Origin of the sequence: Janthinobacterium sp. GMG2 (genome assembly GCF_033949445.1) — a bacterium.
GTDB lineage: Bacteria > Pseudomonadota > Gammaproteobacteria > Burkholderiales > Burkholderiaceae_D > Janthinobacterium > Janthinobacterium aestuarii.
Genome location: NZ_JAXAWA010000003.1, coordinates 79,131 through 98,834, shown reverse-complemented (window position 1 = coordinate 98,834; position 19,704 = coordinate 79,131). Strand labels below are relative to the sequence as shown.

At 63.6% G+C, this 19,704-nt stretch carries 16 protein-coding genes; 7 read left to right on the top strand and 9 right to left on the bottom strand.

What is annotated here, in order from left to right; translation table 11 throughout:
• Window positions 1–87: 87 nt before the first annotated feature.
• Window positions 88–1,119, bottom strand: coding sequence for a methyltransferase domain-containing protein (locus SKZ59_RS12480; RefSeq protein ID WP_319991954.1), 1,032 nt, complete (start codon window positions 1,117–1,119; stop codon window positions 88–90).
• Window positions 1,120–1,247: 128 nt separating this feature from the next.
• On the opposite strand from SKZ59_RS12480, the gene SKZ59_RS12475 reads away from it, so the two are divergent.
• Both SKZ59_RS12475 and SKZ59_RS12470 read left to right on the top strand, forming a co-directional pair.
• Window positions 1,248–2,138: an AraC family transcriptional regulator gene (locus SKZ59_RS12475; RefSeq protein ID WP_319991953.1), complete on the top strand. Its 891-nt coding sequence runs from the start codon at window positions 1,248–1,250 to the stop codon at window positions 2,136–2,138.
• Window positions 2,139–2,195: 57 nt separating this feature from the next.
• Window positions 2,196–2,600, top strand: coding sequence for a VOC family protein (locus tag SKZ59_RS12470; RefSeq protein WP_319992287.1), 405 nt, complete (start codon window positions 2,196–2,198; stop codon window positions 2,598–2,600).
• Window positions 2,601–2,663: 63 nt separating this feature from the next.
• Here SKZ59_RS12470 and SKZ59_RS12465 read toward each other — a convergent pair whose 3' ends face one another.
• Window positions 2,664–5,534, bottom strand: coding sequence for an insulinase family protein (locus SKZ59_RS12465; protein ID WP_319991952.1), 2,871 nt, complete (start codon window positions 5,532–5,534; stop codon window positions 2,664–2,666).
• 283 nt (window positions 5,535–5,817) lie between these two features.
• On the opposite strand from SKZ59_RS12465, the gene SKZ59_RS12460 reads away from it, so the two are divergent.
• The 4 genes from SKZ59_RS12460 (at window position 5,818) to SKZ59_RS12445 (ending at window position 9,763) form a co-directional block, all read left to right on the top strand.
• A complete protein-coding gene (locus tag SKZ59_RS12460) occupies window positions 5,818–7,230 on the top strand; it encodes an ATP-binding protein (protein WP_070303184.1) in 1,413 nt (470 codons plus the stop codon).
• The gene (locus SKZ59_RS12455; RefSeq protein WP_070303183.1) at window positions 7,227–7,769 is read left to right on the top strand and encodes a hypothetical protein; all 543 of its coding nucleotides are present in this window, start codon (window positions 7,227–7,229) and stop codon (window positions 7,767–7,769) included. The genes SKZ59_RS12460 and SKZ59_RS12455 overlap by 4 nt, the downstream gene beginning before the upstream one ends.
• Entirely contained in the window at window positions 7,766–9,133 is a 1,368-nt protein-coding gene (locus SKZ59_RS12450; RefSeq protein WP_034752548.1) for a sigma 54-interacting transcriptional regulator, read from the top strand. Before SKZ59_RS12455 ends, SKZ59_RS12450 begins: the two co-directional genes overlap by 4 nt.
• 267 nt (window positions 9,134–9,400) lie before the next feature.
• On the top strand, window positions 9,401–9,763 hold the full coding sequence (locus SKZ59_RS12445) for a BON domain-containing protein (protein ID WP_034752546.1): 363 nt from the start codon (window positions 9,401–9,403) through the stop codon (window positions 9,761–9,763).
• 160 nt (window positions 9,764–9,923) lie between these two features.
• Here the strand turns inward: SKZ59_RS12445 and SKZ59_RS12440 are convergent, their stop codons facing one another.
• The 7 genes from SKZ59_RS12440 to SKZ59_RS12410 form a co-directional block, all read right to left on the bottom strand.
• On the bottom strand, window positions 9,924–11,297 hold the full coding sequence (locus tag SKZ59_RS12440) for an FGGY-family carbohydrate kinase (protein ID WP_319991951.1): 1,374 nt from the start codon (window positions 11,295–11,297) through the stop codon (window positions 9,924–9,926).
• Between the two features lie 8 nt (window positions 11,298–11,305).
• Window positions 11,306–11,620 (bottom strand): L-rhamnose mutarotase, encoded by a 315-nt coding sequence (gene rhaM, locus SKZ59_RS12435; protein ID WP_319991950.1) that lies wholly within the window; start codon window positions 11,618–11,620, stop codon window positions 11,306–11,308.
• A gap of 3 nt (window positions 11,621–11,623) precedes the next feature.
• Window positions 11,624–12,661, bottom strand: coding sequence for an ABC transporter permease (locus SKZ59_RS12430; protein WP_319991949.1), 1,038 nt, complete (start codon window positions 12,659–12,661; stop codon window positions 11,624–11,626).
• Window positions 12,658–13,656: an ABC transporter permease gene (locus SKZ59_RS12425; protein WP_070303179.1), complete on the bottom strand. Its 999-nt coding sequence runs from the start codon at window positions 13,654–13,656 to the stop codon at window positions 12,658–12,660. Before SKZ59_RS12425 ends, SKZ59_RS12430 begins: the two co-directional genes overlap by 4 nt.
• The gene (locus tag SKZ59_RS12420; RefSeq protein ID WP_319991948.1) at window positions 13,644–15,194 is read right to left on the bottom strand and encodes a sugar ABC transporter ATP-binding protein; all 1,551 of its coding nucleotides are present in this window, start codon (window positions 15,192–15,194) and stop codon (window positions 13,644–13,646) included. The genes SKZ59_RS12425 and SKZ59_RS12420 overlap by 13 nt, the downstream gene beginning before the upstream one ends.
• Window positions 15,195–15,335: 141 nt before the next feature.
• A complete protein-coding gene (gene rhaS, locus SKZ59_RS12415; protein WP_413774557.1) occupies window positions 15,336–16,322 on the bottom strand; it encodes a rhamnose ABC transporter substrate-binding protein in 987 nt (328 codons plus the stop codon).
• Between the two features lie 103 nt (window positions 16,323–16,425).
• Entirely contained in the window at window positions 16,426–17,256 is an 831-nt protein-coding gene (locus SKZ59_RS12410) for a DeoR/GlpR family DNA-binding transcription regulator (protein ID WP_319991946.1), read from the bottom strand.
• Between the two features lie 313 nt (window positions 17,257–17,569).
• On the opposite strand from SKZ59_RS12410, the gene SKZ59_RS12405 reads away from it, so the two are divergent.
• Window positions 17,570–19,678 carry a bifunctional rhamnulose-1-phosphate aldolase/short-chain dehydrogenase gene (locus SKZ59_RS12405; RefSeq protein WP_083292709.1) on the top strand — a complete coding sequence of 703 codons (2,109 nt, stop codon included), beginning with the start codon at window positions 17,570–17,572 and terminating at the stop codon, window positions 19,676–19,678.
• Window positions 19,679–19,704 lie beyond the last annotated feature (26 nt).

Below are 19,704 nucleotides of genomic sequence, written 5' to 3'. Positions count from 1 at the left end.
TGCGGATGACATCGATCAATGCTGGCACAGCTTAGCGCATTTGCATCCTTTTTTGCTATAAAAAAGATAATTACTAAATGGTAATTGTTAGGCGCGAGCAATCAGCACTTGCACGGGCGCCATGGGAAAATCGCTGGCGCCGTATTGCTCCACTTGCTTCCAGCCCGTGTCGCGCAGCAACTGCGCCAATTCACCGTGCCGTGTCACCGTGCGGCCCAGCATGCGCATCGGCAAGTAGTACGGCAGCACGCGCGCCGCGTCGCTAGGCGCCGGGGCGATTTCCGCCTGCACACAGACGAGTACGCCACCGGGTTTTAACGCTGCCTGCATCTTGCGCAAGGCGGCCTCCATGTCGGGCACGAAATGCAGCACGGACGAGCACCAGATGAGGTCGTAGCCGCCGCCGATATCGTCGCAGCCCAGATCGCCACCCACCGTTTCCAGGCGGTCGGATAGTTGCGCATGGGCGATGTTGGCGGCCGCCACGGCCACCGTTTCCGGCCAGTCGAAAATGCAGCCGTGCAAGCCCGCATGGGCTTGCGCCAGCGCAATGGCAACCCAGCCCGGCCCGCCGCCCAAGTCGAGCAGGCGCAAGGGCGTGTTGCCGTCCGCAAACGGGGCGATGCGCTGCATCACGGACAGGGCCGCGCGCATGGTGACGGCGCGTTGTTCCTGACCAATTTGCTGCTGCGCGGCGGCGGCCCAGTTGATCCCGTTGGCCGTGCTGTACGGCGTTGCTTTGCCGCCGTCGCGCACCAGCGTACTGAGCTGCGTCGCGAAGTGGCGCAGCGCATGCAGCCGGTACAGCCAGGCGTCGCCGCAAAAGGCCACGGAGTTGCGGCAGAAATACTGCAAGGTGGCGGCCGTGCAGCGGTAGTGCTGGGCATCTGCGTCGGCCCCGTCGCGCTCCAGCAGCTGCATGCTCCAGAGCAGTTCCAGCAGCAGCGCCGTGTGCGGCGCATGCAGCGACAGGGTGTCGGCCAGTTGCGCCGGCGTGTGCGGTGTGGCCAGCACATCGAAAATGCCCAGTTCCAGGGCGGCGGCCAGCCCGTCCGCCTGCACGGGCGCGACGGCCAGGTCCCAGTACGGTTGCAAAGTGTGTTGCGACGTGAACGGCATGGTGCTTCCTTTCGGCGAGATGGGCATGGAAGCTATTTTATGTAACAATGAGAATAATTATCATTTGCATTTGTATGCGGCACGGCGCATTTCGTATGCGCGACGGCGCGCAAGGACAGGGAGGAGCGATGAGGGAACAGGACAGGGAAGCGGCAGGCTGGACGCGGCGCCAGGTGGACCCGGGCATGGGCGAGTGCCGCGCCGACCAGCGCCAGGTCGATCAGGGCTTGCTGCTTGTGCATTCCGATTACCGCCCGCGGCTGGCGCTCGTCGAGCAATCGAAGCATGACGACGCGGGCGGCATGGTGATTACCATCGGCCTGGAAGGCGCGTCCGCCTACGTCACGCGCGATGGCGAACAATTGCGTTTCCGGGGCGGCCATACGACGGTGACGGCGTTTCGCCACACGAGCGGCGAGCGCCGGTTCGAGGCGAATCAGCGGGCGGCGCAATTGCGCGTGCTGGTGGGTGAAGAGGCGCTGGCGCGCTACTGGCCGGAAGGTCTGGCGTCCCTGCTGCCCGACGGCGGCGCGCGCCAGCTGGCGCATGCGGCCACGACGCGCAGCAGCGCCCTGCACGCCCGCGCGCTGCTGCGCGCGACGGACCCGCTGGCCGTGCATATCGGCGTGCTCAGCCTGCTGGCGGAACAGCTGCGGGCACTGCGGCCGGCGCCCTCTGCCGTGCCGCGCTGGTCCGAGACCGATATCGCCAAACTGGAACGCGTGCACGCGCTGATGCAGGAACAGATGGCGCAGGAACTGACGCTCGATTACCTGTGCGCGCAAGCGGGGCTGAGCTTGTTCAAGCTCAAGCAGGGATGGCGCTACCGCTACAACGACAGCCCCCAGCGCACCCTGCTGGCGCTGCGCATGCAGCGGGCAAAATTACTGTTGGAAAATGGTTGCCAGGTGGCGCAGGCGGGCTGGCAAACCGGCTATCGCCACCCAGCCAATTTCAGCGCCGCGTTCAGCCGCTATTTCGGCTACGCGCCGAAGACCGTGGCGCGCGCGAAGGGCTGAATAGCCGGTGTAGAATCGGCGGGCAGCACATACTCATACGACCCACAAGGAGACATGATGGCCCGCAAAATCTTTGTCAATCTGCCCGTCCAGTCGCTGGAACGTTCCGTCGCGTTTTTCACGGCGCTGGGCTTCAGTTTCAATGCCCATTTCACGGATGAAACGGCGACGTGCATGATCGTTGCCGACGACATTTTCGTCATGCTGTTGACGCACGACAAATTCAAGCAATTTACGCCCAAGCAGCTGTGCGACACCAAGGTGGCGACGGAAGTGCTCGTGTGTTTGTCGGCAGAGAGCCGCGGCGAAGTCGATGAGCTGGTGGCGAAGGCCGTCCAGGCGGGCGGCAGCATCTACAAGGAGCCGATGGATTTCGGCTTCATGTATGGACACAGTTTCCAGGATCCCGATGGACACCAGTGGGAATTGATGTATATGGAACCGAGCGCAATATCGCAATAGCAGTAGCGTAGGTCGGATTAGCGGCGGCACGCCGCGTAATCCGACACGATCCGCCTGCCCAGCTTAGGAAGCCAGCGCCAGCAGATCCACCACTTCCAGCCCGGCCAGGTCTTGCGTCGTATTGCCCGCAAACGCGGCGCGGCTCGGCTGGCCGTTTTTCAGCCAGGTGCGCGTGACTTCCTTGATCTGGTCCAGGGTGCAATTGAGCACGCCGGTGCGGAATTGCTGGCGCACGGCTTCCGTCGTGCCGCGCTGCTGCATGTTCCACGCCGTCAGCGCTTCCGCGTACGGCGAATGCGGCTTGTCGAGGCCCTTGATGACGCAGATGATGGCTTCTTCCACTTGTTCTTGCGAGAAATCGCCGTCGAGGATTTGATCGAGCGTCGTGCCGAAGTCGGCGAACGTGCCGGCCAGACGCGGATCGCGGTAGGAACTCAATGTAAACGTGCCGGCGCCGGCCGCATAGCTGGCGCTGCCGCCATATGCGCCGCCTTTTTCGCGCAGGGCCGTATGCAGCACCTGGTTGGTCATCAGTTCGGCGGCGACGGCCAGGGCCGAAGCGTCCGGATTGTGCACGCCCGGCACGGCCCAGGAAACGAAGCAATGGTTGATCTGGCTTGTCGCATGCAGGGCCGTGTTGGCCAGCGGCAAAGCGGCCGGTGCGACGGTTTCCGCCGGTGCGATGGCATCTGTGCTCGCTGCCGGCAATTCCAGCAAACGCGCCAGGGTGATGCCATCCTGTTCCAGGCCGGCGCACAGCACGGTCGGCTGCTGGGCGATGATGTGCGCGTGCAAGGTGTCGAGTTCGCGCGCGATTTCCTGCAAGCCTGCGGATGTTTTGCTCAGCTGCTGCAAACGGCGGTAGAACGGCAAGGCGGCCGGGCCGCCGACGATGTCGTCGAAGCGGCGCGTGGGCGACAGCGGTGCTGCCGAGGCCAGCATGGCGTAGCGGTTGCCGGACTCGGCCAGGCTGGAGAGTTTGTCTTGCACTAGGCTTTCGATCAGGAAAGCCAGGCGCTCTTCTTCATCGAAGCGGGGCTTGGCGATCCAGGCCGACAGCACGGCGGCGATCGCCGCGTGTTCTTCGCGCAAGCCGCTGGCCGAGAACGACAGTTCCACGCGCATCGCTTGTTGCGGGCGGGGAATGGCTTCCAGGCCAATGTGGAACGAGGGCACCATGCTCTGGCGCCAGGCGCTGGCGTCGTCGAACGACATGTCGCCCACGCCCAGTTCCGGCGCCAGGTCCGTGTACAAACGCAGCCATGGCCATGACGCTTCCGGCAGATTCGACACGTCGTACAGCACGTTGGCATAGCTGATGCCGTTCGAGGCGATACTGAACGCCACGGCGCCATCGACGGCGGCCGGAATCGGCAAGGCCGGGCGCGGCAAGGCGCTGACATCGCCAGGGCGGATACGCGGCAAGACTTCGGAATTCGATGGCAGTTGCTGATGCGCTTCCAGCGCGGCGGACTCGGCCACGATGTGCTCGCGCTCGGCATCCGTCAGCGTCGCTTGCAGGGCCGCCAGCTTGGCGTCTTCCTGCGCGGCGCGGTCCGTGAAATAGGCGCTGTCGGGCACCACGTGCGTCGTCAGGCGGGTCGGATTGGCGATCAGCTCGCGCACCAGCTGCTTGAAGAAGGCCGGGTCGTCGATCTGCTGTTCCAGGGTTTCCAGGATGGCCGCATTGTCGAAGGCGTCCATCACGTCGCCGCCATACATGGCCAGCGGCAAGGCGTGCAGCAGGCGTCCCAGGCCGTAAGGCATGCGACCGCTGCTGATTTCGCGCTGGCTGTACTTGATGTCGCGCAAGGCGGCGTGCAGCACGGCGGCGGGAATGCCCTCTTCCGCCGTCTCTTCCAGCGCCGTCCAGATACGCTGGTGCGCGTCGGCGATCTGTTCCTGGGTCAAACCTTCCATGCCAATATGGAACACCATCTGGCGGATGCCCGCGTCGCGGCCATTCATGTCCGATGGGCGGCCATAGCCGGCCGATTCCATGGCCCGCATGACGGGCGCCGACGATTCGCCGAGCAAGCCGTGCGACAGCAGATGTGCGTGGTAGTAGGCGATGGGGTCGCTCGACTCACCCATCAGCCAGGCGAATTGCAGGCCGAACTCATCGTCGCGCGCTTCCTGCGACGGAATCTTGACGATATTTTCCTGTGGCGCCGTCCATGCGGGCGCCAGCTGCGGCAGGCGGCGTTCGGAGAAACCGCTGAGCTTGGACAACACGCGCTCGGCGACTTGTTCCTGCACGGCCGACGCTTCGATATTGCCGGCGGTCATGATCACGGCTTGCGACGGATGATAGTGGCTGGCGTGGAATGCTTTCAGCATGTCATGTGTCAGCTCGGGGATGTCGAGCGGGTCGCCGCCCGATTCCACTTCATACGTCGTGCCCTTGAGCAAGGCGCTGGCGATGCCGCTGTCGAGCGCGCGCATGGGGCTGTTGAAAGCGCCCTTCATTTCATTGAAGACGATGCCCTGGTACACGAGCTTGTCGCCTTCGAACGCATGGCGCCAGCCTTCCTGGCGGAAATTCAGGTAATCGAGGTTCGGGAAGAAGGCCGCATCGAGGTACACGTCGAGCAGGTTGAAGAAATCCTTGCGGTCGGTGCTGGCGAACGGGTACACGGTGCGGTCCGCATAGGTCATCGCATTCATGAACGTGGCCGTCGAGCGGCGCAGCATCGAGAAGAACGGGTCGCGCACCGGGTAGCGCGACGAGCCGCACAAGGCCAGGTGTTCGAGAATGTGGGCGCGCCCGTCGCTTACTTCCGGCACAGTGGGAAAGGCCACCAGGAACACCATCTCAGCCTGCTCGGTATGCATGTGGATATGGCGCATGCCCGTTGCTGGCTCGACATATTGCTCGATGGTTGCCTGCAAGACTGGAATGAAGTTGCTGCTGACTTTTTCAAATGTGCTCATGCGGTATGGGATCTCTGCGGTAGGTGATTCGGAGTGTCGGTGGGGCTGCATCACATGTGGGGGCAAAGTGGCGCAATGCCAGGGCCGGCGGCCACTTTGATGCCTGTATGAAGTTTTTCCCTATTGTACTAGGAGTATCTGCGCGCCGCCGCCGACGCTTGCTTGTCGGACGCAAAAGCAACAAGGTTGCCAAATCGGCTATTTTTGACAGCTGGCGCCCCGCAATGGAGGCTTAGCGTACCATGCGCCTTTTGCATTCCAGACTGAACCGAAGGCGCCTACCTTGTCCCGACTTTCCTTTCGCCAACTGTTATTTGCCGCCTTCATTTTGACGACGGGCATTTTGACGGCCACCTCCGTGCAAGCCCTGCTGACCCTCGAACACCTGGCGCGGCTGGGGCGTGAGACGGCGGCGCAGGCGATTGCCCTGACGGAACAGTCGCAGCGCCTGTCCGAGCGCACCCTGGCCATGGAGCGCAGCGCGCGCCAGTTCCTTGTGCTGGACGACCCCGTGTTCCGCGAGCGTTTCGCGGCGGCCCGCGACGAAGCGACGGCGGCGCTGCAAGTGCTGAACCGCGCCACGCCCGAGTTCGCTCCCCAGCTGGCCGACGAATGGACGGTGCAGGCGCAATCGGCCTGGGAAGTTTTACAGGCAGGCAAGCGCCGCAAGCGCGATGGCCACGCCGTCGTGTACCGCGCGTTTGCCCGCATGACGCAGATCAATGACAGCCTGGCGCGCGAAAGCAAGACGGAAATCGGCAGCCGCAACGACGCCCTGCTGGCCGAGCTGGAACGCCAGCGCCGCCTGCTGGGCGTGCTGGTGGGCGGCGCCGTGCTGCTGGCGGCCGTGCTGGCCACCTGCTTCGGCTTCCTGCTGTCGCGTCCGCTGCGCCGCATCGAGACGGCCATCGAGCGCCTCGGTGACAAGCGCTACGACCAGCCCATCGTCGTCGGCGGCCCGGCCGACACGCGCCGCCTGGGCCAGCAGCTGGACTGGCTGCGCCAGCGCCTGGCCGACCTCGATGCCGACAAGGAACGTTTTCTGCGCCACATCTCGCATGAGCTGAAAACCCCGCTGGCGGCCCTGCGCGAAGGCGTGGCCTTGCTGGAAGACGAGGTGGCAGGCAAGCTCAGCGACAGCCAGCGCGAAATCGCCGGCATCCTGCAGCAAAACACGGCGTCCCTGCAAACCCAGATTGAGGACTTGCTGCGCTACAATACCGCCGCTTTTGACGCCCAGCACTTGGCGCACAGCAAGGTCGATTTGCTGGTCTTGCTGCAAGATGTGGTGGCCGGGCAGCGCCTGCAATGGCTGGCGCGCCGGTTGACGGTCGAGGTGCAGGGTGTATCCCTGATCGTGCAAGCCGACCGCGACAAGCTGGCGACAGCCCTGGCCAATTTGCTGTCGAACGCCGTGCGCTTCAGCCCGGAAGGCGGCACCGTGCGGTTTGCCCTGTCTTGCGCAGGCGGCCGCGTGCGCATCGATTGCATCGACGAGGGCGCCGGCGTGGCGCCCGAGGATGCCGCGCGTATTTTTGAACCGTTTTACCAGGGAGTGCGCCAGGCGGCCGGCGCGCGTAACGGCAATGGCATCGGCCTGTCCATCGTGCGCGAATATATCGCCGCCCACGATGGCAGCGTCACTCTTTTACCGCGCCCCGCCGGCGCGCATTTTCGGATAGAACTGCCCTTATGATGACGAGAATTTCCCTGGCCGCCATGGCCGCCTGCGTATTGCTGTTGGGCGCTTGCGCCGCCAAGCCCCCCGTCCAGACGCCCGTGCTCGTGCAAACGCCGCCGCGCGTCGTGGTGGTGGCCGATCCCCAGCTGACCGAACTGCTCGCGTATCAAAGCGCCCTGCGCCTGATGACGCCGTCGGAACTGGTAAAAGCGCAACTGGACCTGGCAAAAGCCGACCATGCGCCGCACAACACCATACGCCGTGCCATGCTGCAAGCGGCCTTGCGCGGCCCTGGCGACCTGGCCCGCGCGCAAGCCTCGCTGGAACCGCTGGCCACGGCCACGGGCAAGGATGCGCAACTGCTGGCGCCGCTGGCGCAATTGCTGGGCAGCCAATATGCGGAGCTGCGCCGTCAGGAAGAGAGCATCGACAAGCTCAACACGCAGTTGCGCGACGCCCAGCGCCGCATCGACTTGCTCAATGAAAAACTCGAGGCGCTGAAAAACATCGAGCGCAGCCTGTCCGTGCGCCCTGCCGCGGGAGCGCCGAAATGAGCGAGCATGCCCACATCTTGTTGGTCGACGACGATCCCGACCTGCTGCGCCTGCTGACCATCCGCCTGAAGGCGGGCAATTATCGGGTCACGGCCGTGGGCAGCGCGGAAGCGGCGCTGGCGCGCCTGGCCGTGGAATTGCCGGCCCTGGTCATTACCGACGTGCAATTGCCGGGCCGCGACGGCCTGGCCCTGTTCGATGAAATCCGCCGCCAGCATTCGGCCCTGCCCGTCATCCTGCTGACGGCCCACGGCACCATTCCCGACGCCGTCGACGCGACGGCGCGTGGCGCGTTTGCCTACCTGACGAAACCGTTCGACGGCAAGCTGCTGATGGAAAAAGTGGCGTATGCCATCAACTTGTCCACCGTCATGCCGGCGCAAGCGTCCGGCGACGAGAGCTGGCGCGCCGAGCTGATCAGCCGCAGTTCACAGATGGCCGAGCTGCTGGCCGAAGCCAAGCTGGTGGCGGGCTCCGACGCCAGCATCCTGATTCGCGGCCCCAGCGGCACGGGCAAGGAGTTGCTGGCGCGCGCTCTGCACAATGCCAGCCGCCGCGCCAAGGCGCCATTCATCGCCGTCAACTGCGGCGCCATTCCCGAGCAGCTGCTGGAATCGGAACTGTTCGGCCACGTGAAGGGTTCGTTTACGGGCGCCGTCGGCAACCGCGAAGGCTTGTTCCAGGCGGCCGATGGCGGCACCCTGTTTTTGGATGAGATCGGCGACATGCCGCTGCCGCTGCAGGTGAAACTGCTGAGGGTGCTGCAGGAGCGGGCCGTGCGCCCCGTCGGTGCCGACCAGACGCGTCCGGTGGACGTGCGGCTCTTGTCGGCCACGCACCGCGACCTCGACGTGGCAATGGCCGAGGGGCAATTCCGCGAAGACTTGTATTACCGGCTCAACGTCGTGACCTTGACCTTGCCGCCGCTGGCCGAGCGCCGCGAAGACATCGCCTTGCTGGCGAACCATTTCCTGCAGAAACTGGCAGCCAAGTATCAAAAACCGTTGAACGGCTTCGCGCCCGATGCCTTGACGGCCCTGGTGGCGGCGCCATGGCCCGGCAATGTGCGCCAGCTGGTTAATGTCGTCGAGCAAGTGTGCGCGCTGGCCACGGCGCCGCTGGTGCCCTTGTCCCTGGTGCAGCGTGCGCTGCGCGTACCGTCCCTGGAAGCGCTCAGCTACAACGAAGCCAAGCAGCGCTTCGAGCGCGACTACCTGATTCAGCTGCTGCGCCTGACGGATGGCAACGTGGCCGACGCGGCGCGCCTGGCCGACCGCAACCGCACGGAGTTCTACCGCTTATTGCAGAAATACGAGCTGACGCCGGCCCTGTTCCGGGCCGATGGCGACCCTGTCGCTGAATAGCGACAAAAATAAAGCGTTAAAAATCAGGGGTTTGGCGTAAAACATTGTCGTTCTTGCCACAAGCTGTCGCTGCCAGGCGACAAAAAACCCCATTTTTCCGGCCAGATCGCCGCAAAACGGGCTGGAAAAATCGAGTTGGAATGTAAGTCCTTGATTTTAAATGTAATTTAAAAGCTGGCACGGCGCTTGCTGTATGGGTAGATGTGACGCTTCAAAGTGTTGCTTTATCCAAGTAAGAAGCTTTTAACTTCATTGAGAGGAACTACCATGCAAACATCGAAACTGTTCAATACCCTGGTTGCCGCTATCGTACTGTCGGGCGCCTCGATCACCGCTTCGCATGCCGCTGACTCCGCACCAAAAGCACAAGCTCCTGCTGACACCGTCGTGGCCGCCAACGCTGCCGCAGCCGTCCCTGATGAAACCATCACTTCCTCGGCCAAGGCCGCCCTGAGCGCCGATGCGCAAGCCGCCGCCCTGCCAGTCAAGGTAGCAACCCAGCAAGGTGTGGTCGTCCTGTCGGGCGACGTGCCGAGCGCCGAAGCGGGTGACCGCGTCGTGCAGATCGTCGCTTCCGTGAGCGGCGTGAAAGAAATCAAGAACGAGCTGAAAGTCAAAGCCGCCGGTTAATCCCCTCGCGCTGTACTTTACTCCGGGTTGCCCTGTCTGCGGACAGGGCATTTTTTTGCCTGGTTGAAAACATTAGGTAGGTCGGATTAGCGCAAAGCGCGTAACCCGACAACATTGTTGGCCAGCGCTGGTGGTGTTGTCCGATGACGATCCTGCGGACCTAATCCGGCCTGCAAATCGCCCTCCATTGCGCACGGTACGCGGTCAAACCAGCCACTTCCATCATGGGCTCCACCGTCGCCTCCATCGCCGGCACCTCGCCCCAGCGGTGCAGCATCCAGCCGCCGCACGTCGTGCCGCTGGCGTCTTGCGACACGCTCACTTCCTGCCCTGGCCGCAAGGCCGCCAGCAGGGCGGCGAAATGCGGGTTGTCCGTGAAGCTGCCTTCCACCGTCACGGCCCCCTGGGCATCGAGGGCATCGAGGCAATAATCGCTCATCAGCGCGCAATACAGGGTGGCCAGCGCATAGCGTTCCTGGGCCGTACGTGGTGCCGGTCCGGCGATGCGCCCCGCCTGTCCGACGAAGGGGCCGCCGGACTCGGCAAAACAGGGCAGCGCCAGGCTACCCTGCTTGACCAGGCGGGCGATATCGTCCACGCCGCACACTTGAGGTTCGCTGCCCGCCAGCACGGCAAATTCGCGCCCGCCCATGAAGCGCATGCAGGCCACGGGTTGGCCCAGCGCATGCACATTGGCCAGCATGTCGGCCGTTTCATCGAGCCGGCCGAGGGGCGCGCCGAAGGCGGCGGCAATCGCCCAGGTGCCGGTCGACAAGACCGTGCGCGGCTGTGCCTGCTCTTGCGCATCGAGATAGCGCAGCAGCGAGGCATTGCTGTCATGGATGCCGCACAGCACCTGGCAATTGGGCAGCAAGCCATTGCTCTCGCGCCACTGCGGCAGCACGGGTCCCAGCGCCGTCCATGCCGCTTGCAGTGGGGGAAACAACGGCGCCCAATCCATCGTCTCCACCAGTGACGAATAGGCCCCTTGCTGCGGCTGCCACAAATCCGTATGGCAACCGAGCGAGGTCACTTCGCTGGCGGCCACGCCCGATAGCCGCCAGGCCCAGTATTGCGGATAGGTCAGGATATGGCGCGCGCGGGCAAATTCTTGTGGGTAAGTCCTGGCGAGCCAGAACAGTTGCAAGCCCAGGTTCAGGCCGCAGGGCAATTGCGGCGACAGGCTGTTGGCAAAGGCCGGCCGCAAGCTTGCATACTCTGCCGCCAGCGATTGCGGCAAGCTGGACTCATAGTCGAGGATGGGCAGCACCAGGCCGGCATCGTCGACCAGCGCCGCCGTGGCGCCGTGCGTGACGGGCACGATGGCGGTGACGTGCGCCAGGCGCGCAAAGGCGGCCAGGCCCGTTTGCAGCCAGTCCCACAGCCCTTCCGTATCGTGGTGCGGGTACGGTCCTGTTTGAATGATGCGGTTCGGGCGGCGCTCTTCGGCCAGGATGGCGCCGGCGGCGTCGAGCAGGGTCAGCTTGGCATTCGTCTTGCCGATATCGAGTACTACGGTGGCGTCGATGGTCACGGCCGTCCTTATGCGAGGTGAAACATGGGGGTTAAAGGCACGGCGACGGGCGACGCATCGGCTTGCGTTTCCATCAGGTCGGCCATATGCGCCCACCAGCGGCGCATCACGGGATGCTGCGGCAGCGCCTCCATCGTGTGGCCGTCCACCCTGCGCAGCACGGCGAACAGCGCGCCCGTCTCCGCATCGAGAAAGATGCTGTAGTCGCGCACGCCGGACTCCTGCAGCAGGCTGGCCAGCTCGGGCCAGATGGCGTCGTGGCGGCGCCGGTATTCGGCGGCATGGCCGGGTTTCAACTGCATCTTGAAAGCGATCTGTTGCATGGTTTATTTCCGTGTGTGCTTGCGGTTCAACAGGCGCGGCAGTGCAATCGTGATCAAGAGCAAGATGCCGACGACAATCGTCATGATGACGCCAGGAATATTGAGCAGCGCCAGGCCATATGTCACCATGCCCAGCAGCAGCACGGCCAGCAGCACGCCGCCGATGCTGCCCTTGCCGCCGGCGATGCTCACGCCGCCCAGGATGACCATGGTGATCACTTCGAGTTCCCAGCCCATGGCGATGTTCGGGCGCGTGCTGCCGATGCGTCCCGTCAGCAGCCAGGCGGCCAGGCCCGCCATGGCGCCGGTGGCCACGAACAGGGCGAAGCGGTAGCGGTCCACGGCCACGCCGGAAAAGCGCGCCGCGCCCGGATTGCAGCCGATGGCAAAGATGCGCCGGCCCCAGCTGGTCGCATGCAGCAGCACGGCAAACAGCGCGCAAAACACGAGCAAGATGACGAAGGGGCGCGGCACGATGTCGAAGAAATAGCCTTGCCCCCAGTCGATCAGCAGTTGCGGATAGCCGGTGTAGGCCTGGTCGCCCAGGATCACGCTGGCCAGGCCGCGGAACAGGGCCACGGTGCCGATCGTCACGACGATCGACGGCAGGGCGAAGCGCGTGACCAGCACGCCGTTCAGGCAGCCGCAGAGGGCGCCCATGGCCAGGGCGACGAACAGCAAGCCTTGCGGCGGCACGCCGTGGTGATGCGCAAACCCCATCGCCACCGAGGACAGCGCCAGGATGCCGGAGACGGAAATGTCGATCTCGCGGCAAATGATCAGCAAGGCCATCGGCAGCGCAATCAGCGCTTTCTCGCTGAAATTGAAGGTGCTGTCGGCCAGATTGTAGGCGTCGAGGAAATTCGGCAGCAGCACGCTGTTGGCCGCGAAGACGGCGATCAGCAGCAGCGCCAATAACGCTTCCCAATGGGCAAAATACTGGCCGATGCGGTGCGCCTTGCGGTCGAGGATGGTGTAGCGCGAGCGCACGGGTACGCTGTCCGGCGCTTCGCTATGCAAGGTCTGTGAAGTGGCGTTCATGCGGCGCTCCTGCGGGTCGAGGGGGCTTGCAGCGTGAGCGGCAAGATCTGGCGGCCCATGTTCCTGGTGCCGCGCGCATTGAGCAGCACGGCCGTGAGGATCACGATCCCTGTTAGCGCGCTTTGCCAGAAGGGCGAGACCTTGACGATGGGCAAGGCATTGTTGATGACGGCCAGGAACAGCGAGCCGAGCACCGCGCCGCCCACCGTGCCGGCGCCGCCGGCGATGCTGATGCCGCCGATCACGCAGGCGGCGATCACGGTAAATTCAAAGCCATATGCGATTTCCGAATACGCCACGGCGTAGCGCGCCACCCACAGATAGCCGCACAGGCCGGCCATCAGGCCCGACAGGCCATACGTCCACAGCAGCCGGCGCGCCGTGGCGATACCGACATAGCGGGCCGCCTGCGGCTGGTTGCCGATCGCATACAGGTCGCGGCCGAAGCGCGTGTAGCGGGCCAGGAAACAGGTTGCCAGGATGGCCGCCAGCGCGATCCATACGAGGTGCGTCACGCCCAGCAGGCGCGCCAGCGGAAAGTCGATGAAGGCGGCCGGCATCTGGTGCGACGACACCCAGGCGCCGCCCGACAGCACGAATACCAGGCCCCGGTACACGCTCATGGTGCCCAGCGTCACGACGATGGGCGGCAGGTCCAGGTAGCCGATCAGGTAACCGTTGATCAGGCCCAGCAGCAGGCCGATGCCCAGCGCCGCCAGCACCACCAGCGGCAGCGGCAAGTGCGGATACTGCACGGCCAGCAAGGCCGACAGCATGCCCGACAGCGCCAAATTGGATGCCACCGACAGGTCGATGCCGCGCGTAATGATGACGAACATCTGCGTCAGCGCCAGCATGATCAGCAAGGTGCTGTCGGTGAGCAGGTTGGCCAGGCTGCCGGGGGTCAGGAAAACGGGCGAACGCAGGCCCACCAGCAGCACCAGCAGCACGATCAGCAGTGCCAGCTGGATTTCACGTTGCTTCAGATAACGCATGTCAATTCCTCGATCGGATGGCCGCTGCCGGACGCGGCGGCGACGACGTTTTCCGGGGTCGCCTGGGCGCGCGGAAAGACGCGGTGGATATGGCCCTGGTGCATGACCACGATGCGGTCCGCCATGCCCAGCACTTCCGGCAACTCGGACGAGACGAGGATCACCGACAGGCCTTGCGTGACGAGCTCGCTGATGAAGCGGTGCACGGCCGCCTTGGAACCGATATCGATGCCCTTCGTGGGTTCATCGAGAATGATCACGCGGGGCCTGGTGGCCAGCCACTTGGCCAGCACGACTTTTTGCTGATTGCCGCCCGATAGTTCCGACACCATCTGCGTAAAGTGGCTGGCCTTCAATTCCAGCTGCTCGCTCAGGTGGCGCGCGATGGCCGTCTCCTGCGCGCGCCGTGGCCGCAGGAAAAAGCCGATGCTGTCCAGAATCGGCAAGGTGATGTTTTGCACGATGGACATCGACAGGTGCGCGCCCTGGTGCTGGCGGTCTTCGGGCACATACGCGATGCCGTGCCGGATGGCGTCGCTGGCGCAGCCGATGCGCACTTCCTCGCCGGCGATGGTGATCGTGCCCCGCACGCCCTCGGTCAAGCCGAACAGCGCTTGCATCACTTCCGAGCGGCCCGCGCCGACCAGGCCGTAGAAGCCGACGATCTCGCCTTGCCGCACGGAGAAACTGACGCCGTGAAATTCCGTCGCATGGCACAGTTGCGACACTTCCAGCAAGGTTGGCCCCAGGGGGACGTCGACCTTGGGAAACACTTGCTGAATGGTGCGCCCGACCATCAGCGATACGAGCTGCGGCTCGCTGATGTCTGCCAGTGCGCCGGCGGCGACGAAATGGCCGTCGCGCAGCACCGTATAAGTGTCGGCGACGGTAAAGATTTCATCGAATTTGTGCGAAATGAAAATCACCGCCGTGCCTGCCGCGCGCAGCTGGGCGATGATGCGGTACAGCTCATGGATTTCGCGCTGCGACAGCGAGGCGGTGGGCTCGTCCATGATCACCACGCGCGCCTCTTGCGACAGGGCGCGCGCGATTTCCACGAAGTGGCGTTGCGCCACGCTCAGTTCCTTCACCTTGGCCAGCACGGGCAGCTGCACTTCCAGGCGCGCGAAGATCTGCTCGGCCTCGGCCGCCATGCGTGGCCAGTCTATGCGCGGCGGGAAACCCGTTTGCGGCTGGCGCCCGATATAGATGTTTTCGGCCACCGTCAGTTCGTCGAACATCATGGTTTCCTGGTGCACGGCGGTAATGCCGGCATCCATCGCATCTTGCGGATTGGAAAACAGCACAGCCTTGCCGCCCAGTTCCATGCTGCCCGCATCCGGTTGATAAATGCCCGTCAACGTCTTGACCAGGGTCGACTTGCCGGCGCCGTTTTCACCGATCAGCGCCATGACTTCACCGGCGCGTACCGTCAGCGCCACGTCTTTCAGCGCGGTGACGCCATGGAAGTGCTTGCAGATGCCATGCAGGCGCAACACCGGCGCCGCGTTCTGCGCAATAGGGGGATTCTGTGACATAGCCATTCACACTTGAGAGATATTCGCAGGTCGGGTTAGCGCGCCAGCGCGTAACCCGACAATATTGTTGGCTTTACCGGTGATGCCGGATTACGGCGCTTCGCGCCTGATCCGACCCACGGCCGTCGGTACACAAACAAATCAGAATATCTTCGAGAACTTGTCGACGTTATCCTTGTTGTAGGTGAACGGCGGCGCCAGCGCCGCTTCGCCGCTGGCATCCAAAGTCAGCTTGCCCATGCGGCCGACGGCGATGCTTTCGCCCGGCTTGCCGCTGGCCTTGCCGGTGACGAATTGATGGGCGGCATACGTGGCGGCGTAGCCGAGGTCGATCGGGTTCCAGATGGCAAAGCTTTTCACGGCGCCGCTTTTTACGTGGCCAGCCATTTCCGACGGCAAGCCCAGGCCCGTCACATACACCTTGCCCACCAGTTTCTCGTCGACGACGGCCTTGCCGGCCGCATTGATGCCCACGGTGGTTGGCGCGATGATGGCTTTCAGGTTCGGGTTGCTGCGCAACAGGCCGATCGCTTCGCGGTAGCTCTTGTCGGACTGGTCGTCGCCATACACGGTGGCCACCAGCTTGATCTTGGCGTACGCGGGCTGGGCCAGCGTTTTTTTCATTTCGCCGATCCAGATGTTCTGATTCGTCGCCTGCGCCGTGGCCGACAGGATGGCGATGTCGCCGGCACCGCCGATGGCGTCGGCCGCCATTTCAATCTGCTTCTGGCCGATCAGCGCGGGGCTGGACGGATTCAGCTGCATCAAACGCCCCTCCTTGGCCAGGCCGCTGTCGAAGGAAATGACCTTGATGCCGCGCTGCATGGCTTTCCTGGTGATCGGCACGAGCGCATTGGCGTCGTTGGCGGAAATGACGATGGCGCTGACCTTCTGGCTGATCAGCGAGCTGATGATTTCGATCTGCCCTTCCGCCGTCGCCGTGGTGGGCCCCGTGTAAATGACTTCCACGCCGCCCAGCTGCTTGGCGGCCTCGTTCGCGCCCTCGTGGGCGGCGTCGAAGAAGCCGTTGCCCAGGCTCTTGACGACCATGGCGATCTTGATTTTTTCCGCCGCCTGCGCGCTGGCGGCCAGGCAGCCGATCATGCACATGCTCAATGCCGTCACCATCATTTTGTTCAATTTCATGCCGCGTCTCCTTTTTTATTGTTGCTGCCGGGGCGGTAGACACCATGTCTCCAGCCCTCTGTTTTTTCCACTGACTAGGTATTGCCTATTGCTCTTGCCAAGCCTGCTCCGCCGGCGACAGCGGCGCCGCCATCGCCTCGGGGGCGACGGCCAGTACCTTGACGCCCGACTGCTCCAGCATCTGCACGGCCGCGTCCGAAGCGCCCGTGTCCGTGATGACGCAGGACACGCGGTTCAGGCCGCACAGGATCAGGCCTGCCTTCCTGGCAAACTTGGAACTGTCAGCCAGGACAATCAACTCCTCGGCCTGGCTGATCAGGCGTTTCTCGGCCTGGATCAGCAAGGGATCCGCTTCCATCAAGCCCAGCATCGACAGGCCGTACACGCCCATGAACATTTTTCCTGCGTAATGATGCTGGCTGATGTCGTTGTCGAAGGGACTCAGGATGACGTTTTGCTCGCGATACACCTTGCCGCCGGGCAGGATGATTTCATTCTCGCTGGACATCAGCAGGCGCTCGGCCATCAGGAATGAATTGGTGAGGATTTTCAGCCGCTTGTCGACCAGGAACTCGACCATGCGATAGGTGGTGGTGCCGCCATTGATGATGATGGTGTCGCCATCGGCGCACAGGCCGCAGGCGTGGCGGGCGATGGCGCGCTTTTGCGCGGCGCAGCGGTCCAGGTTGTTTTGAAAGGTTTCGCCCGACAGCGCAAACGTGCGCTGTTTTTTTTGCGGCAGGCTCTCGGCGCCGCCGCGGGTGCGGGTCAGCAAATTGCGCTCGGCCAGCCAGGCGATATCGCGCCGCACCGTCGCCGGCGAGGAATTGAGCCAGCCGACCAATTGGTCGACGCTCGCCACGCTATGTTCGGCGAGTAGTTTCAGCAAGCCTTTGCGGCGTTTGTGATTAACCACGTTGTCTCCTTTTTGAGTCCTCTCCCGTACCAGCTGCCCGGGGACGACTTCTTTATCGGTGAGCCAGCCTAAGCAGTTGAGCAGTGCATGTCAACAATCAATCAATCAACATCGTGATTATTTGGATAGCGCGCAAATGCGTGATCGGAGTTCCAATCAACCTGGTGATTATTTGCGTTTCCCTCACGTTTTTGATTGCTTGTTGATTGACATGATTGGCACGCTGGCTTCTACTGAGTGCTGCCGTCATGGCGTCCCGCACACAGATGCGGCCATGGCGATCCGCACGCATAACCAAGAATGGAGACACTGTATGACCGCCACGATGGACACCACACCACCTGCGCCCATGGCCTCGCTATGGGACGATGCGCACGCCGCGACCTTGAGCGAACCGGAGCTTTTGCTGTACCGTTCCAACCTGCTCGGTTCCGACATGCGCATCACCAATTTCGGCGGCGGCAATACCTCGGCCAAGATCCGCATGACGGATCACCTGACCGGCGACGAGGTCGAGGTGCTGTGGGTGAAAGGCTCCGGCGGCGACCTGGGCAGCATCAAGCTCGATGGCTTTTCCACCCTGTACATGGACAAGCTGCGCGCGCTGAAGGGCCGCTACCGTGGCCTGGCGCTGGAAGATGAAATGGTTGCCTACCTGCCCCATTGCACTTTCAATTTGAACCCGCGCGCGGCCAGCATCGACACGCCCCTGCATGCGTATATCGCGCGCAAGCATGTCGACCATATGCACCCGGACGCCGTGATCGCGATTGCCGCCTGCGCCAATAGCCAGGCATTGACGCACAAGATTTTCGAAGGCGAACTGGGCTGGCTGCCGTGGCAGCGTCCCGGCTACGACCTGGGCCTCAAACTCGAAGCGCTGTCGCAGTCGCAGCCGCATTTGAAAGGCATCATCCTCGAAGGCCATGGCCTGTTTACCTGGGGCGACACGGCCAAGTCCTGCTACGAAACCACCTTGGCCATCATCAAGCGCGCGGAAGACTGGCTGGCCGCCAACACCAAGCAGCCGGCGTTCGGCGGCGCCAAGTCCGCACCCTTGCCGGCGCACGAGCGCGCGGCCCTGGCGCAGCGTTTGATGCCTGTGCTGCGCGGCAAGATCAGCCAGGACGAGTACAAGCTGGGCCACTTCGACGACAGCGCCAACGTGCTCGAATTCGTTTGCAGCGCCGACCTGCTGCCGCTGGCCGCGCTCGGTACCTCGTGCCCCGACCACTTCCTGCGCACCAAGATCCGCCCCTTCGTGATCGACTTCGATCCGGCCTATCCTGATTTTGACCGTTTGGTCGCCGGCCTGGACGAGGCGCTGGCCGCCTACCGCGCCGACTACCTCGCCTATTACACGCGCTGCAAGCACGACAACAGCCCCGCCGTGCGCGACGCCAACCCCATCATTTATCTGATCCCCGGCGTGGGCATGCTGTCGTTCGCCAAGGACAAGGCGACGGCGCGCATCGCCGGCGAGTTCTATGTCAATGCCATCAATGTGATGCGCGGCGCCAATGGCGTCGACACCTATGTGGGCTTGCCGGAACAGGAAGCGTTCGACATCGAATACTGGCTGCTGGAAGAAGCCAAGCTGCAGCGCATGCCCAAGCCCAAAAGCCTGGCCGGGCGCATCGCGCTGGTGACGGGCGGCGGCGGCGGCATCGGCCAGGCCGTGGCGCGCCAGCTGCTGCAGGAAGGCGCTTGCGTGATGCTGACCGATATCGACGGCGCCGCGCTGGAAGAGGCCGAGCAGAGCCTGCTGAAGGTGGCGGGACGCGACAATATCGCCACGGTGCGGGCGAATATCACGGCCGAAAACGACGTCGAGGCCATCCTGAACGCGGCCGCGCTGCGCTTTGGCGGCATCGACCTGCTGGTGTCGAACGCCGGCATCGCCTCCTCGGCGCCGCTGGAAGAAACGACCCTGGAGATGTGGGAACGCAACCAGTCGATTTTGGTGACCGGGTACTTTCTCGTCAGCCGCGCCGCTTTCCGCATCATGCAGCAGCAGAAGCTCGGTGGCAGCATGGTGTTTGTCGCCAGCAAGAACGGTCTGGTGGCATCGGCCGGCGCCTCGGCCTATTGCACCGCCAAGGCGGCGGAAATCCATCTGGCCCGCTGCATCGCGCTCGAAGGGGCGCCGCACGGCATCCGCGTCAACGTGGTCAACCCCGATGCCGTCATTCGCGGTTCGCGCATCTGGGATGGCAAGTGGAAGGAAGAGCGGGCCGCCTCGAACAAGATCGAGACGGGCGACATCGAGGAATTCTATCGCCAGCGCAGCATGCTCAAACGTAGTGTGCTGCCGGAAGATATTGCCGAAGCCGTGTATTTCCTTTCCAGCGACAAGGCTGCCAAGAGCACGGGCAATATCATCAATGTCGACGCGGGCAACGCGGCCGCATTTACACGTTAATCTAAAAAAACGACGCAGCCGGCCAT

Bases quoted from the DNA above. Each gene is read 5' to 3' on its own strand.
- SKZ59_RS12480 (WP_319991954.1), bottom strand. From the start codon at position 1,119: ATGCCGTTCACGTCGCAACACACTTTGCAACCGTACTGGGACCTGGCC.
- SKZ59_RS12475 (WP_319991953.1), top strand. From the start codon at position 1,248: ATGAGGGAACAGGACAGGGAAGCGGCAGGCTGGACGCGGCGCCAGGTG.
- SKZ59_RS12470 (WP_319992287.1), top strand. From the start codon at position 2,196: ATGGCCCGCAAAATCTTTGTCAATCTGCCCGTCCAGTCGCTGGAACGT.
- SKZ59_RS12465 (WP_319991952.1), bottom strand. From the start codon at position 5,534: ATGAGCACATTTGAAAAAGTCAGCAGCAACTTCATTCCAGTCTTGCAG.
- SKZ59_RS12455 (WP_070303183.1), top strand. From the start codon at position 7,227: ATGATGACGAGAATTTCCCTGGCCGCCATGGCCGCCTGCGTATTGCTG.
- SKZ59_RS12450 (WP_034752548.1), top strand. From the start codon at position 7,766: ATGAGCGAGCATGCCCACATCTTGTTGGTCGACGACGATCCCGACCTG.
- SKZ59_RS12445 (WP_034752546.1), top strand. From the start codon at position 9,401: ATGCAAACATCGAAACTGTTCAATACCCTGGTTGCCGCTATCGTACTG.
- rhaM (WP_319991950.1), bottom strand. From the start codon at position 11,620: ATGCAACAGATCGCTTTCAAGATGCAGTTGAAACCCGGCCATGCCGCC.
- SKZ59_RS12430 (WP_319991949.1), bottom strand. From the start codon at position 12,661: ATGAACGCCACTTCACAGACCTTGCATAGCGAAGCGCCGGACAGCGTA.
- SKZ59_RS12425 (WP_070303179.1), bottom strand. From the start codon at position 13,656: ATGCGTTATCTGAAGCAACGTGAAATCCAGCTGGCACTGCTGATCGTG.
- SKZ59_RS12420 (WP_319991948.1), bottom strand. From the start codon at position 15,194: ATGTCACAGAATCCCCCTATTGCGCAGAACGCGGCGCCGGTGTTGCGC.
- rhaS (WP_413774557.1), bottom strand. From the start codon at position 16,322: ATGGTGACGGCATTGAGCATGTGCATGATCGGCTGCCTGGCCGCCAGC.
- SKZ59_RS12405 (WP_083292709.1), top strand. From the start codon at position 17,570: ATGACCGCCACGATGGACACCACACCACCTGCGCCCATGGCCTCGCTA.